The sequence below is a fragment of the Acidaminococcus sp. genome, from assembly GCF_050873445.1.
Lineage (GTDB): Bacteria > Bacillota > Negativicutes > Acidaminococcales > Acidaminococcaceae > Acidaminococcus.
This window is the reverse complement of sequence record NZ_JBNMIU010000014.1, coordinates 1-13,172: the sequence shown is the minus strand read 5'-3', so window position 1 is coordinate 13,172 and position 13,172 is coordinate 1. Positions and strand designations below refer to the sequence as shown.

Here is a 13,172-nt window from a genome sequence, read left to right as displayed (position 1 = left end):
TGGGGGAGCATGGATTGGGCAGAGATCAAGGCAGCCGGAAAGGCCTGCTATAATTTGGAACATTTAAAGGAGCGGAAACGGTACTGGGTATACCTGCTGCGCTGCCGGACCCACAGCCGTCAGATGGATGGCCTGCAGAAGTTCTTCCACGCCACGCCCCTGCGCCGGGAAGTGCTCCAGGGCATGCCCTGCCTGCTGGAACAGGGCACCCGTTCTTTTTTCTACAAGGGTGCCACCTGGAAGGAACGATGCAGGCTGATCACCTACCACATTTTTGCCCTGGAACAGCTGCTGCAGCCGGACTTTCTGCGGCGGATCTACGTGGAACACGGCAAGGTGAATCTGTGGACGGATGCCTTCCAGGACAAGCCACTGACACTGGACCTGCTGTTCCATCCGGGCCAGCGGAAGGAAGGATGCCTGTCCCTGGTGCTCCACTGGGGCGAACTGGATTTCTACCAGATCATGTTCTGGCTGGAACCGGATCCGGAAACGGGCAAGCCCTGCGTGTGGGTGGGGGCCCTGCAGGGAACCACCCTGGGCAACGATGCGGTAAAGGCCATGACGAAGAAATTCTTCGGGTACCGCACCAAGAACCTGATTTTCTACGGGCTGCGGACTCTGGCGGATCTGATGGGCTGTGAATCCATCTATGCGGTGTCCAATGCAGGGTATTACGCCATGAACCATGTGCGCATGGACCGGAAGCTGAAGACCAATTTCGGGGATTTCTGGGAAGAATGCGGGGGTACGGCCTGTGCGGATCCCCGGTTCTACAAGATCCCTCTGGAGGAGAAACGGCGGGAGCTGTCGGAATTCAAGCCTTCCAAGCGGGCCAACCACCGCCGCCGCTACGAGCTGATGGACCGCATGCGGGCGGAGATGGAAGAAAAGCTGGCGCCGTGGAAAAAATAAAGGAACTATGGTACAATGAAACTACATTATTCTGAAATTACCCTGACGGAGGTGTCTGGAGTGAAGAAAAAATTCATCAGCCTGTTTTTGACAGCGCTTCTTTGTCTGACCTGCCTGATCCCGGCCTTTGCCGAGGAAATGGCAACCAGCAGCACGGTGGCCGGGAAACTGGAAACTGCGGAAAGCTTCCTGTATGGTGCGGTGCAGACCGGTTCCCTGGTGTCCCGGGTGGACAAGATGGAAATGGAAATGTACGGCCAGAAGAGCACCGGTTCGGTGATGAGCCGGGTGGACCGTCTGTACAATGGCCTGGAGGGGGCTCCTGCCAACGGCAGGCTTTCGGCTGCCACCATGCTGAACGTCATCGAATGGCAGTTCTCCGACCGGATGAGTACGGATGCCGCCAAGAACCGGATCGGGTCTCTGGAAACCCAGATTTTTGGTACGGAATATGCGAAAGATACCTTCAACAGCCGCCTGAACCGGCTGACCAAGGCCGCTTTTCCTACCGGCAGCCTGACCTCCAGCATGGTGGTGCTGCCCAAGGATTCCCTGATCAAAGTGAAATTCATGCAGGACATCGACAGCAAGACCAACCAGCAGGGCGACAGCATTGACTTCGTTGTGGATGACAACGTTTACGTAGGCGATGCGCTGGTACTGCCCAAGGGTTCCAAGGGTTACGGCCAGATCAAGAAAATCGTGCAGCCCCGGATCTTCGGCCGGGATGCCCGGATCGACCTGGACTTCTCCCATGTGGTAGCCGTGAACGGCGGTGCCATCCCTGTTACGGTGGGAGAACTGGCCAAACAGCAGGCCAAGACCGCTGCCGGTGCCGCCGGTGCCTCCATCGGGGGCATGATCCTGTTCGGGCCGGTGGGCGTTGTGGGCGGTGCCTTTGTAAAAGGTTCCTCTGTGACCATCCCTGCAGGGACCAATACTTATGTACAGGTTGCGGAAGATACCAGCGTGGATGGCGTAATCCTGGCCGGGAACACGGCCAAGGGCCAGCAACTGGACAGCAATGAAAACGCCAGCGGCCCGGCAGCCGCTGAACCTGCTTCCGGCGTGGCTGTAGCTGCCGGTGAAACTGCTGCTGCCCAGCAGCCGGCGGCTGACACGTCCACCGGCAAGGAAACCGCTGCTGCCGTGACGCCCAAAAAGGACAGCGGCGTGGCTCTGGATGAATCCGATGCCGATGTGACCGCTGCGGAAGACAGGACGGTGTCCCAGGATGCTGCGGAACCCAAAACTGCTGATAAGGAAGAAGGCGGTGACAGGGCGGACGCTGAAACGGAAGCTGCTGCCGATGCAGCCCAGAAACAAAAGGATGACGAAGCCAGGAAACTGGTGCGCAAGAACGACAGCAGCCAGCCCATGCTGGATGAAGATGACGGTTCTGCCTACGACTCCAGCACCCTGTGAGCAATTGAACAAAACAGCAGGTACCCATGGCGGTACGGCTGGCCGGAACCCGGCTCTTTCACACAAAGTTGCGGAAGAGCCGGGCCTTTTGTGTTATAATGTGGAAGAGTGTATCTTTGTTTGTGATACGGATGAAAGATTTGATCAGCGAATTTTACCAGTGGAGGACAAGATCCTATGAACAAGAAGGCATTGGCCTTAGGAATTACATGGACGCTGCTGCTGCCGGGGATGGCCAGCGCAGCCGTCACCTATGACGGGGGCAAGCTGAGCAGCAAGGACGGCCCGGCTTACCAGCCCCGGGCGTTCCAGAACGCACCCCAGAGCCTGGATGAAGTGGAATCCTATGCCCATCAGCGGGAAGGCATCCGCCGGATCCAGGATCAGCCCGATGCCAAAGTGGAAGCCATTACCCAGGCGGGGAAAGAGACATCCAAAGAGCAGAAGGAACGGGAAAAGCGGGGAGAAACCGTCCCCAGTGAATCCACTCTGCCCATTACCATCTATGGGGATCAGGTGAAATACAATACGGAAACCGGAGATTTCCAGGCTACCGGGAATGTGCGCCTGTACCAGGGCAACCAGAAGCTGTATACGGCCCAGGCCCAGGGCAACTCCAAGACCGGGGATGTGTACCTGCTCACCGGCGGGCGGATCGTAGACGATACCAGTACCGGAACCAGCGTGACCGACGGCAAATGGGGACACTACAACTTCCTGGACAAGACCGGTACGGTGAAGGATATTTCCGGTCACAACGGCAAGGACATCTACAAGGCGGACATCGGGGAAATCTACCCCGACCGGGTGGAACTGACCAGCGGCGGATCCACTACCCGCTGCCCGGCCGTCTACCATCCGCCCTGTGTGGAAGTGAAGGCCGACAAAGTGGTGATCTATCCCAAGGATAAGATCATCGCCTATAACGTGAAGGTATATGTGAAGGGCAAGCATATCTATTCCCGGGACCGCTGGATCAACCGGATGCAGGATGACGGCAGCAAGCAGAGCCTGCTGCCCCATATCGGCTACGATTCGGACCATGGCGTGAAACTCCGTTACAACCTGGACATCCCCCTGAGCAACAAGAACAATCTGGATGCAGAGCTGAAGTATTATTCCAAGATCGGCTGGCGGCCTTTGTTTACCGATGTGCAGAACGAAAAGAACTTCTATGTGCAGATCCAGGACGGCCATACGGAAGACTCGGACAATAACTGGATCCGCAAGGAACGGGATGTGAAAATCGTCTACAAGAGCCACAAGTTCGACAAGAACGTGCCGGTGAACTATTCCGCCTATGCCAGCCACGGGCTGTGGAAAGATAACTGGAAGCGCAGCTGGCACACGGAATATGGGGTCTACCTGAATCACGATCCCATCCGGCTGACCCATGAAAAGAAGCCTCTTTTCCTGAATCTGGGCGTGGGGCACAAGTGGGTCCGTGAAAGCATTACGGATGAAATGAAAAAGACCATGCTGTATTCCGCCACCCTGAATAAGGCCTTTGAAGGAGGCTGGAACACCTGGCTGGGTTACTACTACGAAAAGGAACACAGTTCCGTATTCTCCTACTCGGATCCGGATATGGCCAAGGAACTGCAGTGGGGCCTGTCCAAGAAGCTGGGGATGAACGACTGGGTGAATTTTGTGATGCGGTATGACCAGGGCAAGAGCAGCGTCTATGAGTACATTTACCGGTGGTATCATGATTTCTGCTGCTTCCGGCTGGGTCTGGAATACCGGGATAAGAAATACAACAATGATCATGAATGGAGTGTGACCTATGACCTCTATCGGTGGTAAAGTGCAGGAAACAATCAGCGCCCGGCTGCTGGAACACGAGAAGCTGGTCCATAAAGTCATGGGCAGCAAACGGCTGCTGAAGGCAGTGGAGGAAGCTGCCGGAATGATTTCCCTGACCCTGGCTTCCGGCGGCAAAGTGATGTTCTGCGGCAACGGGGGATCGGCAGCGGATGCCCAGCACTGGGCTGCGGAAATCGTGGGCCGGTTCCAGAAGGAACGGCCGGGGATGGCGGCACTGGCACTTACGACGGATTCGTCCATCCTGACGGCCATCGGCAATGATTATGGCTATGACAGGATCTTCTCCCGGCAGGTGGAAGGACTGGGCCGGGAAGGGGATGTGCTGGTGGGCATTTCCACTTCCGGCAACAGCGGCAACGTGCTGGAAGCCATCGCCAAGGCACGGGAAAAGGGCATCCGGGTCATCGGTTTTACGGCCAAAGGCGGCGGCAAGATGGCCGATCTGTGTGATGTACTGCTGGATGTGCCGTCTGCCAATACGGCACGGACCCAGGAAATCCACGAAATCCTGGGACATATTATCTGTGAGCTGGTGGAAGACTATGCGTAATACGAAAAGTACCCAGTTCCTGACGGAAACCATCCAGAAGCTGCGGATCGCAGTGATCGGTGATGTGATGCTGGACCGCTATATCTACGGGGAAGTGAAACGGATCTCGCCGGAAGCCCCGGTGCCGGTGAACCATGTGCGCCATATGGAAAGCGTACTGGGCGGGGCCGGCAATGTGGCGGCCAACCTGGCCGGCCTGGGGGTGAAAGTGTTTGCCGCCGGGGTCACCGGCCTGGATGAGCACCGGGAAGCCCTGGAACAGAAAATGGCGAAGGCGGGGATCGATTTTACCGGCCTGCTTCCCATGCCCGGACGGAAGACCATTACGAAACTGCGGGTCATCGGCGGCCGGCAGCAGATGCTGCGGCTGGATTTCGAAGAACCCGGCGATCTGGACCCGGACGAGGAAAAACAGCTGCTGGACTGGCTGCAGAAACGGCTGCAGCAGGGCCTGGACGGCATCGTGCTCAGCGACTATGCCAAGGGTGTGTGTTCGGATCATTTCTGCCAGACGGTGATGGCCCTGGCCCGCAAGGCCCAGGTACCTGTACTGGTGGATCCCAAGGGCAGCGACTGGCGGAAATACACGGGCTGTGATTTCATTACCCCCAATGTGAAAGAAATGTGCGAAGCCGGGGGCAGGGTGGTCCCCAATGAGACAGCTCCCCTGGTGGAACTGGCAGCCAAAGCACGGGATGCCTTTCATATCAGGAATGTGGTGGTGACCCGGTCGGAAAAAGGGGTCTCCCTGATCAACAACCAGGAAGTGATCACCGAAGCGGCCACGGCCCGGGATGTGTTCGATGTATCCGGCGCCGGGGATACGGTGGCGGCGGTGCTCCTGGCAGCGGTGGCAGGCGGCCTTTCTCTGGGTGATGCCCTGAATCTGTCCAACAAGGCGGCGGGCATCGTGGTGTCCAAAGTGGGGACGTATCCGGTGCACCGGGAGGAACTGCTGAAGGAAGTGCTGGCCAGCGAAGAACGGGAAGGCCGGGATTACCGGCCCCTGAGCTGGGACGAAGTGACCAGCCTGGCCCGTACCTGGCAGGCCGCCGGGGAACGGATCGTGTTCACCAACGGCTGTTTCGACATTCTGCACGCCGGCCATGTGCAGTACCTGGAACAGGCGGCCAAGCTGGGCCAGCACCTGATCGTGGGCGTGAATACCGACGCATCGGTGAAACGGCTGAAAGGGGAGACCCGTCCCCTGAACCAGGAAAATGACCGGGCCCGGCTGCTGGCCGCCCTGGCCTGTGTGGATGCGGTGGTACTCTTCGGGGAGGATACCCCCGCGGAGCTGATCAGGCGGATCCGTCCGGATATCCTGGTGAAAGGCGGAGATTACAGGCCGGAGGAAGTGGCCGGCCGTGAATATGCCGGAAAAGTGGAAATTTTGCCCTTCAAAGAGGGCTATTCCACTACCGGTGTGATCCAGAAAATCGTGAAACTGGTCAAGGAGGGCAAATTATGATCATCGTAACCGGCGGGGCCGGTTTTATCGGCAGCAATATCATCAAGGGCTTGAACGACATGGGCCGGGACGACATCCTGGTGGTGGACAACCTGACCAACATGGTGAAGTTCAAGAACATCCAGGGCCTGAAGGTGCTGGATTACTTGGACAAATATGATTTCATCCAGCGGGTGCGGGACGGCAAGTTCGACCATGAACCCATCGATGTGATCTTCCATGAAGGGGCCTGCTCCGATACCATGGAATACAACGGCAAATATATGATGGAAAACAACTTCGAGTACACCAAGACCCTGATGCACTTCGCTCTGGACCGGCGCATCCAGTTCCTGTACGCCTCCTCTGCTTCCACCTACGGCAGCGGCAAGCACGGGTTCCGGGAAGAACCGGCCTGTGAGGAAGCGCTGAACGTGTATGCCTTTTCCAAACTGTTCTTCGACAACTATGCTCGTCGGTACTTCGACAAGGCGGAAAGCCAGATTGCCGGGTTCCGGTATTTCAATGTATTCGGGCCCCAGGAGAACCATAAGGGCAAGATGGCTTCCATGGTACGCCAGATGTTCCTGCAGTGGAAGGCGGAACACAAGGTGAAGCTGTTCGGGGAATACGACGGGTACGGCCCCGGTGAACAGACCCGGGATTTCGTCTACGTCAAAGACGTGGTCAAAGTGCTGCTGTATTTCTGGCAGCATCCGGAACTGAAGGGCATTTACAACCTGGGTACGGGTCACGCCCATACTTTCAATGATATGGCAAAAGCCCTGCTGGAATTCTTCGGCAGCGGTGAGCTGGTGTACGTTCCCTTCCCGGAAGTGCTGAAGGGCAAGTACCAGAGCTACACCCAGGCCGATGCCACCAAACTGCTTTCTACCGGATATGACGGCGGCTTCACGGACTTCAGCCAGGCTGTGAAGGAATACTGCCAGGTGCTGCAGGATTCTGACGGTTATTACAAAGCATGACAAAGGGCAGGAAAGCGGTGTTCCTGGACCGGGACGGGGTACTGGACATCGACAAGGGATACATCTACCGTCCGGATCAGGTGGAATGGGTGCAGGGCGCCAGAGAAGCGGTGGCCCTGCTCCACAACCTGGGCTATGCTATCTACGTGGTGACGAACCAGAGCGGCATCGCCCGGGGCTATTATACCCAAAAAGACATGGAGGCTCTCCATGCCTATATGGCGGAAGAAATGGAGAAAGCCGGCGGCCAGATCGACGGCTTCTATTTCTGTCCTCACCATCCCACCAAAGGGGTGATCCCGGAACTGACCATTGAGTGCAGCTGCCGAAAGCCCAAACCGGGGATGATCCTGAAGGCCTTGGCGGACCATGGCCTGAGCCGGAAAGGATCCTTCCTGATCGGGGACAATGAAAGCGATGTACAGGCGGCCCTGGCGGCCGGTATTCCGGGCTATCGGTTCACGGGTACGGACCTGAAGGCCTTTGTGGAACGGGTGCTGCAGCGGCAGGCGGAGGAAAAGTGACATACAAGAATATTTTGATCATCAAGATGAGTTCCCTGGGGGATGTGATCCACGCCCTGCCCTTTGCGGCGGCCCTGCGGCAGACCTTTCCCCAAAGCAGAATCAGCTGGCTGGTCCATCCCCAGTTCAGCGCTTTTGTGCCAGAACCGCCCATCGTCGATGAGATCCTGTATTTCGATAAGGCAGCTTTCGGGAAGATGGACTGGAGCAGCCGGTGGAAGACTTTAAAGAAGACCCGGGCCATGCTGCGGAGCAGGCACTTCGACCTGGTCATCGATCTGCAGGGCCTGTTCAAGAGTGCCGTCATGGCCTGGCTCACCGGCTGTCCCAACCGGATTGGCTACTGTGAGATGCGGGAGGGCAGCGGACTGATTTCCAGAGCCATTACCGGAGCTCATGCCCACGACCATGTGATCGAGCGGTATCTGGATGTGGCCCGGTATCTGGGAGCCAAAGTGGATACCATTACGTACCCCATGCCGGCCCTGACGAAAGAAATGGAAGAGGTGCGCCTGCGGCTCATCAAAGCGGGGATTCCGGATCAGAAGGGACCACTGCCCTATGTGGTATTTGTGCCCGGCGCCCGCTGGGATACGAAGCGCTGGCCCTTGGATCATTATGCAGCCCTGGCGAAGAAATTCCTGGAACGGGGCCTTTATGTGGTGCTGGCCGGCGGACCGGGGGATGCGCCTCTGGGCGAGGCCATCCTCCGGCAGGTGGGGGCAGAGTCCCGTCTCATCAACTTGATCGGCAGGACCAGTCTGCGGGAACTGGGGGCCTTGATCAAGGGGGCCCGGTTCTATGTGAGCGGGGATACGGGGCCTCTGCATATCGCTACGGCGCTGCAGAAGCCCCTGGTGACCATGTATGGACCGACCCGGCCGGACCGGACGGGGCCCTACGGGAATCCTCGTGCCACAGTGCTTTTGAGCCCTGTGGAGTGCGCCGGCTGCCTGAAGAAACATTGTGACCATTGGACCTGTATGGGGGCTGTGACCCCGGAGCAGGTATTCATGGATTTCTTGAAAAAGGAGGGGAAGGCTTGTGATTGAACTGGCGGGAAAGAAGATTATCGTCACATTTTTAATGCATCTGGGCGATCTGGTGCTGACTACCCCCTTCCTCCATGCCCTGCGCAACGCAGCGCCGGGGGCGGACATTACCTACCTGGTGGATGAGAAACTGAAGGATATCGTGGCCTGCAATCCCAACATCGACCATGTGTGGACCATCGACAAGAAGGGGAAGGACAACAATCTGCCCGCTCTGTGGCGGATGAGCCGGAAGATCACAGACGCCCATTTTGACGTACTGATCAACCTGCATCCCAATGAACGGTGTTCTTTCATCGATGCCATGGCCGTGGTGCCAGTGAAGGTGGGGGCGTCCCACTTTTTGTTCCGGGGATTCTTCCATCCCTGGCTGAAACTGAACCGAAAAATCCATGCGGCAGATATGTACCTGGATGTGCTGAAACGGATCGGGGTGCAGGATCTGTCTAATAACGGCCTGGAGGTATTCCCCGCCCCGGAGCACAGGGCAAAGGCCGAGGCCTTCTGGAAGGTGGAAGGAATGAAGCCGGGCGCCAAGCTGGTGGGCTTCAACATCGGCAGTGCCGTAGTCACGAAGCGCTGGGCACCGGAACGGTTTGCCCAGGTGGCGGATACCCTGGCCAGGGAAGGATACCGGACCGTGTTCTTCGGCGGTACCATGGATGAAGAGATGGTACAGGAAGCCGTCGGGTACATGAAGAGCAGGCCCATTGTGGCGACCGGGAAATTCGGCCTGGGCGAACTGGCGGCAGCCATGAGCCGGTGCTGCCTGATCATCACCAACGACAGCGGGCCCATGCATGTAGCCATCAGCCAGAAGGTGCCCATTGTGGCCATGTACGGTCCCAGCCATCCGGAACTCTATGGACCTTATACGAAACAAGCTACCATCGTGCGGGCCATCCCGCCCTGTGACGGATGCCGGAAGGGCATGAAGCACCACTGCGATGACATGCGCTGCATGAAGGAACTGACCGTGAAACAGGTGCTGAAAGCAGCCCATAAATGGCTGAAATAAAAAAACTGGACTTTTTTTGAAAAAAGGGTTGCCAAAATAAGGAATATCGGTTATACTAACATAGTCGACGGTTGAGAGATACCGAAAGACATGATGGTCCGCTAGCTCAGCTGGTAGAGCACCTGACTCTTAATCAGGGTGTCCAGAGTTCGATCCTCTGGCGGATCACCATTTTTTTTTGGCCGGATGGTCAAGCGGTTAAGACACCGCCCTTTCACGGCGGTATCGAGGGTTCGATTCCCTCTCCGGTCACCATTTTCATGGGCGCTTAGCTCAGCTGGGAGAGCGTCTGCCTTACAAGCAGAATGTCAGCAGTTCGATCCTGTTAGCGCCCACCACGAAGAAGACGATACATGCGCAACGCTGTATCGTCTTTTTATTATGCCGATTGCGAGGGGAGTCATACCAATGAGTGAACAAATGGATCGGGCCGAGAAGGCCGTTGCATACAAACACGCCAAGGTGCACAATAACTGTGCGCAATCCGTACTCCTGGCCTTCCAGGATAAACTGGGCAAATCCACGGACGAACTGCGGGCCCTGGGTGACAGTTTCGGGCTGGGCATGGGCGGCATGGAAGCTACCTGCGGCGCTCTGACCGGAGCAGCTATGGTGGTGGGGCTGCTGAACCACAGTGACAGACCGTCCAAACAGATCATGAACGACATCCTGCATGATTTCCAGGATCAGGCCGGGGCCACCCTGTGCAGAGAACTGAAAGGGCGGGATACGGGCAAAGTGCTGTGTTCCTGTGATGACTGTATCCGGATTGCTGTCCGGGAACTGGAGAAACATCTGGCCTGAGTTGTCAACATTCCAGGTGGAAAAACAGGGAGTTATCCACGATTTGGTGGATAACTCCCTGCTTTTGTACAGCGGAAAACGGTGTACTGTAAGGAAAAGTACCTGCCGCTTTTTGTGAAATTACAGGCGACCATGGAAAAGGATTGGCTGTAAGCTGAGAATGCAGTATAATAATATTTCGTGAGTCCGCCTGGAACTGTTTTTTCCGGCTGCGGATATCCCCAGAACTGTACTTTTTGGAGGAATGAGTCATGAGAACAAAAGAAGAATTGCGCGGCGTCACGGAGCTGGGCAGCGGCCATACGGTGTACCAGAATACCTACGCCCCGGAAGTACTGGAGTGCTTCCCCAACAAACATGAAGAAGCGGACTACATGGTGAAACTGAATTGCCCCGAATTTACCAGCCTGTGTCCAAAGACGGGCCAGCCGGATTTCGGCCGGATCGTGATCAGCTATATCCCGGATCACAAGCTGGTGGAAAGCAAATCCCTGAAGCTGTACCTGTTTTCCTTCCGGAACAACGGGGATTTCCATGAGGACTGTGTGAACATCATCAAGAACGATCTGGTGAAGCTGCTCCAGCCCAAGTATCTGGAAGTGGCCGGATATTTCAATCCTCGGGGCGGCATCAGCATCCTGCCCTTTGCCGTGTATTACCAGCCGGACTATAAAGAAATGGCCCAGCGGAGAATGGAGGCGTTCGTCCATGAATAAGAAAGCCCTGGTCCTGTCCAGCGGCGGCGTGGACTCCACTACCTGCATCTCCGTGGCCGTCGAAGAATTCGGGAAAGAGAACGTTTCTACTGTATCCATTTTCTATGGCCAGAAACATCGGAAAGAGCTGGAATGTGCCCAGAAAGTGGCCGCTTATTACGGGCTGCCCCATTATGAGCTGGACCTGTCCCGGATTTTCCAGTATTCCAACTGTTCCCTGCTGAGCCATTCCACGGAAAAAATCGTCCACGAAAGTTATGAGCAGCAGATTGCGGAGAACGGGGAGGGCAAGGTTTCTACCTACGTGCCCTTCCGCAATGGATTGATGCTGTCCGCCGTGGCCAGCCTGGCCATGAGCATCTATGAGAAAGACGATGTATCCATTTTCATCGGGGCCCATGCGGATGATGCGGCGGGCAATGCCTATGCGGACTGCAGCGAGGCTTTTATCCAGGCCATGGGGCAGGCCATTTCCATCGGTACTTATAACCAGTGCCATATTACAGCGCCCTTTGCCGCCTGCAGCAAGGCCGGTGTAGTGAAACGGGGGCTGGAACTTCATACCCCCTACGAACTGACCTGGAGCTGCTATGAAGGCGGAGACAAACCCTGCGGTACCTGCGGGACCTGTATCGACCGGTCCCGGGCATTTGCCGCCAATGGGGTCAAGGACCCGGCACTGGAGGATTGACCATGTACACAGTCACAAAACGGATCGAAGTCAGCGGGGCCCACTGCCTGCAGCTGCCCTATGAAAGCAAATGTACCCGTCTCCATGGGCACAACTGGATCATCGATGTGACCTGCAGGCGGCAGGAACTGGATGAAAACGGCATGGTGGTGGATTTCACAAAAATCAAGAAAGTGGTCAAACAGCTGGACCACGCCTTCCTCAACGATGTTATCAAGGTGAATCCTACGGCTGAGAACATTGCCAAATGGCTCCATGACCAGATTCCCTACTGCACCCGGGTTTCCGTCCAGGAATCAGAAGGGAACGTGGCCATCTATGAAGACTGAGAAATTTCCCATCGTCGAAATCTTCGACTCCGTGGAAGGGGAAGGGAAGCGGACCGGCTATATGGCCGTGTTCGTCCGGTTTGCCGGCTGCAACCTGCGCTGCAGTTACTGCGATACCGGGTATGCCCTGAAGCGGGAGGATGCGGCGGAGCATCTGGATCGGACACGGCTGCTGGAACGGATTCATCAGTATCCCTGGGAAAAAATCACCCTTACCGGCGGGGAACCGCTGCTGCAGCCTCTGGAAGGGCTGTGCAGGGAACTGAGCCGGGAAGGGTACGAAATCAACATCGAAACCAACGGGGCGGTGCCTCTTTTGGAGGAGCGGCCGAAACGGCTGTTCTACACCATGGATGTAAAATCTCCGTCTTCGGGCATGAGGAGCCGGATGCGCATGGAGAACCTGCCCCGGCTTACGGAGGACGATGTGGTGAAGTTCGTGGTGGGCAGCATGGAAGACCTGCTGGATATGGAGCGTGTACTGCAGGAGTATCCCATTCGGGGGCAGATCTATGTATCTCCGGTATACGGCGCCATCGAGCCCAAAGCTCTGGTGGAATTTGTCCGCCAGCACAAACTGGAGAAGGTCTGCACCCAGGTACAGCTGCACAAAGTCATTTGGGATCCCAACGAGCGGGGGGTATGAGGAGCGGGCGTGTGAAAAATATTTTTCACACGCCCGCGATTAGTGACTGGTGGCTAGTGACTAGGCACCAGCTGATGCTGGCAAAAAACAGGAACTGCGAAGGATCATTCACAGTTCCTGTTTTCTTGTCGGGTTTGAAAACCCCACGCTATGCGTGGGGTTCTGGAAAGCTTTTAGCTATACCAAAAAATCCTCCTTTGGTAAAATGAAGATGGCTACCAACCACTTCATTTTGAAAG

Annotated in this window: 14 protein-coding genes and 3 tRNA genes; all 17 read left to right on the top strand. The window is 56.5% G+C overall.

Going from position 1 to position 13,172, the window contains the following annotated elements; all coding sequences use genetic code 11:
- Nucleotides 1–9: 9 nt before the first annotated feature.
- The 17 genes from ACR0QW_RS03925 (at nucleotide 10) to queE (ending at nucleotide 12,933) form a co-directional block, all read left to right on the top strand.
- The gene (locus ACR0QW_RS03925; RefSeq protein ID WP_432642410.1) at nucleotides 10–915 is read left to right on the top strand and encodes a VirK/YbjX family protein; all 906 of its coding nucleotides are present in this window, start codon (nucleotides 10–12) and stop codon (nucleotides 913–915) included.
- A gap of 15 nt (nucleotides 916–930) precedes the next feature.
- A complete protein-coding gene (locus ACR0QW_RS03920) occupies nucleotides 931–2,340 on the top strand; it encodes a hypothetical protein (RefSeq protein ID WP_432642409.1) in 1,410 nt (469 codons plus the stop codon).
- Nucleotides 2,341–2,517: 177 nt separating this feature from the next.
- Nucleotides 2,518–4,146: an OstA-like protein gene (locus tag ACR0QW_RS03915; RefSeq protein WP_432642408.1), complete on the top strand. Its 1,629-nt coding sequence runs from the start codon at nucleotides 2,518–2,520 to the stop codon at nucleotides 4,144–4,146.
- Nucleotides 4,127–4,717 carry a D-sedoheptulose 7-phosphate isomerase gene (gene gmhA, locus ACR0QW_RS03910; RefSeq protein WP_432642407.1) on the top strand — a complete coding sequence of 197 codons (591 nt, stop codon included), beginning with the start codon at nucleotides 4,127–4,129 and terminating at the stop codon, nucleotides 4,715–4,717. The genes ACR0QW_RS03915 and gmhA overlap by 20 nt, the downstream gene beginning before the upstream one ends.
- Nucleotides 4,710–6,188 carry a D-glycero-beta-D-manno-heptose-7-phosphate kinase gene (gene rfaE1, locus ACR0QW_RS03905; protein ID WP_432642406.1) on the top strand — a complete coding sequence of 493 codons (1,479 nt, stop codon included), beginning with the start codon at nucleotides 4,710–4,712 and terminating at the stop codon, nucleotides 6,186–6,188. The genes gmhA and rfaE1 overlap by 8 nt, the downstream gene beginning before the upstream one ends.
- Nucleotides 6,185–7,153 carry an ADP-glyceromanno-heptose 6-epimerase gene (gene rfaD / locus ACR0QW_RS03900; protein WP_432642405.1) on the top strand — a complete coding sequence of 323 codons (969 nt, stop codon included), beginning with the start codon at nucleotides 6,185–6,187 and terminating at the stop codon, nucleotides 7,151–7,153. Before rfaE1 ends, rfaD begins: the two co-directional genes overlap by 4 nt.
- Nucleotides 7,150–7,677 (top strand): D-glycero-alpha-D-manno-heptose-1,7-bisphosphate 7-phosphatase, encoded by a 528-nt coding sequence (locus ACR0QW_RS03895; protein ID WP_432642404.1) that lies wholly within the window; start codon nucleotides 7,150–7,152, stop codon nucleotides 7,675–7,677. Before rfaD ends, ACR0QW_RS03895 begins: the two co-directional genes overlap by 4 nt.
- Nucleotides 7,674–8,729 carry a lipopolysaccharide heptosyltransferase II gene (gene waaF, locus ACR0QW_RS03890; protein WP_432642403.1) on the top strand — a complete coding sequence of 352 codons (1,056 nt, stop codon included), beginning with the start codon at nucleotides 7,674–7,676 and terminating at the stop codon, nucleotides 8,727–8,729. The genes ACR0QW_RS03895 and waaF overlap by 4 nt, the downstream gene beginning before the upstream one ends.
- The gene (locus tag ACR0QW_RS03885) at nucleotides 8,722–9,747 is read left to right on the top strand and encodes a glycosyltransferase family 9 protein (RefSeq protein ID WP_432642402.1); all 1,026 of its coding nucleotides are present in this window, start codon (nucleotides 8,722–8,724) and stop codon (nucleotides 9,745–9,747) included. The genes waaF and ACR0QW_RS03885 overlap by 8 nt, the downstream gene beginning before the upstream one ends.
- A gap of 95 nt (nucleotides 9,748–9,842) precedes the next feature.
- Nucleotides 9,843–9,918, top strand: a tRNA-Lys gene (locus ACR0QW_RS03880).
- Nucleotides 9,919–9,927: 9 nt separating this feature from the next.
- Nucleotides 9,928–10,002: transfer RNA gene (locus tag ACR0QW_RS03875), tRNA-Glu, on the top strand.
- A 7-nt stretch (nucleotides 10,003–10,009) separates the two neighbouring features.
- Nucleotides 10,010–10,085: transfer RNA gene (locus ACR0QW_RS03870), tRNA-Val, on the top strand.
- A 70-nt stretch (nucleotides 10,086–10,155) separates the two neighbouring features.
- On the top strand, nucleotides 10,156–10,551 hold the full coding sequence (locus ACR0QW_RS03865; RefSeq protein WP_432642401.1) for a C-GCAxxG-C-C family protein: 396 nt from the start codon (nucleotides 10,156–10,158) through the stop codon (nucleotides 10,549–10,551).
- A 251-nt stretch (nucleotides 10,552–10,802) separates the two neighbouring features.
- Complete coding sequence (gene queF / locus ACR0QW_RS03860; protein WP_432642400.1) at nucleotides 10,803–11,267, top strand: preQ(1) synthase; 465 nt, start codon at nucleotides 10,803–10,805, stop codon at nucleotides 11,265–11,267.
- Complete coding sequence (gene queC / locus ACR0QW_RS03855) at nucleotides 11,260–11,958, top strand: 7-cyano-7-deazaguanine synthase QueC (protein ID WP_432642399.1); 699 nt, start codon at nucleotides 11,260–11,262, stop codon at nucleotides 11,956–11,958. The genes queF and queC overlap by 8 nt, the downstream gene beginning before the upstream one ends.
- 2 nt (nucleotides 11,959–11,960) lie before the next feature.
- Complete coding sequence (queD, locus tag ACR0QW_RS03850; protein ID WP_432642398.1) at nucleotides 11,961–12,287, top strand: 6-carboxytetrahydropterin synthase QueD; 327 nt, start codon at nucleotides 11,961–11,963, stop codon at nucleotides 12,285–12,287.
- On the top strand, nucleotides 12,277–12,933 hold the full coding sequence (gene queE, locus ACR0QW_RS03845) for a putative 7-carboxy-7-deazaguanine synthase QueE (RefSeq protein ID WP_432642397.1): 657 nt from the start codon (nucleotides 12,277–12,279) through the stop codon (nucleotides 12,931–12,933). Before queD ends, queE begins: the two co-directional genes overlap by 11 nt.
- Nucleotides 12,934–13,172 lie beyond the last annotated feature (239 nt).

Excerpts from the sequence above, each read along its gene's own strand:
- ACR0QW_RS03915 (WP_432642408.1), top strand. The coding sequence starts at position 2,518 with ATGAACAAGAAGGCATTGGCCTTAGGAATTACATGGACGCTGCTGCTG.
- ACR0QW_RS03920 (WP_432642409.1), top strand. The coding sequence starts at position 931 with ATGAAACTACATTATTCTGAAATTACCCTGACGGAGGTGTCTGGAGTG.
- queF (WP_432642400.1), top strand. The coding sequence starts at position 10,803 with ATGAGAACAAAAGAAGAATTGCGCGGCGTCACGGAGCTGGGCAGCGGC.
- ACR0QW_RS03895 (WP_432642404.1), top strand. The coding sequence starts at position 7,150 with ATGACAAAGGGCAGGAAAGCGGTGTTCCTGGACCGGGACGGGGTACTG.
- queC (WP_432642399.1), top strand. The coding sequence starts at position 11,260 with ATGAATAAGAAAGCCCTGGTCCTGTCCAGCGGCGGCGTGGACTCCACT.
- queE (WP_432642397.1), top strand. The coding sequence starts at position 12,277 with ATGAAGACTGAGAAATTTCCCATCGTCGAAATCTTCGACTCCGTGGAA.
- rfaD (WP_432642405.1), top strand. The coding sequence starts at position 6,185 with ATGATCATCGTAACCGGCGGGGCCGGTTTTATCGGCAGCAATATCATC.
- gmhA (WP_432642407.1), top strand. The coding sequence starts at position 4,127 with ATGACCTCTATCGGTGGTAAAGTGCAGGAAACAATCAGCGCCCGGCTG.
- ACR0QW_RS03925 (WP_432642410.1), top strand. The coding sequence starts at position 10 with ATGGATTGGGCAGAGATCAAGGCAGCCGGAAAGGCCTGCTATAATTTG.
- rfaE1 (WP_432642406.1), top strand. The coding sequence starts at position 4,710 with ATGCGTAATACGAAAAGTACCCAGTTCCTGACGGAAACCATCCAGAAG.
- ACR0QW_RS03865 (WP_432642401.1), top strand. The coding sequence starts at position 10,156 with ATGAGTGAACAAATGGATCGGGCCGAGAAGGCCGTTGCATACAAACAC.
- queD (WP_432642398.1), top strand. The coding sequence starts at position 11,961 with ATGTACACAGTCACAAAACGGATCGAAGTCAGCGGGGCCCACTGCCTG.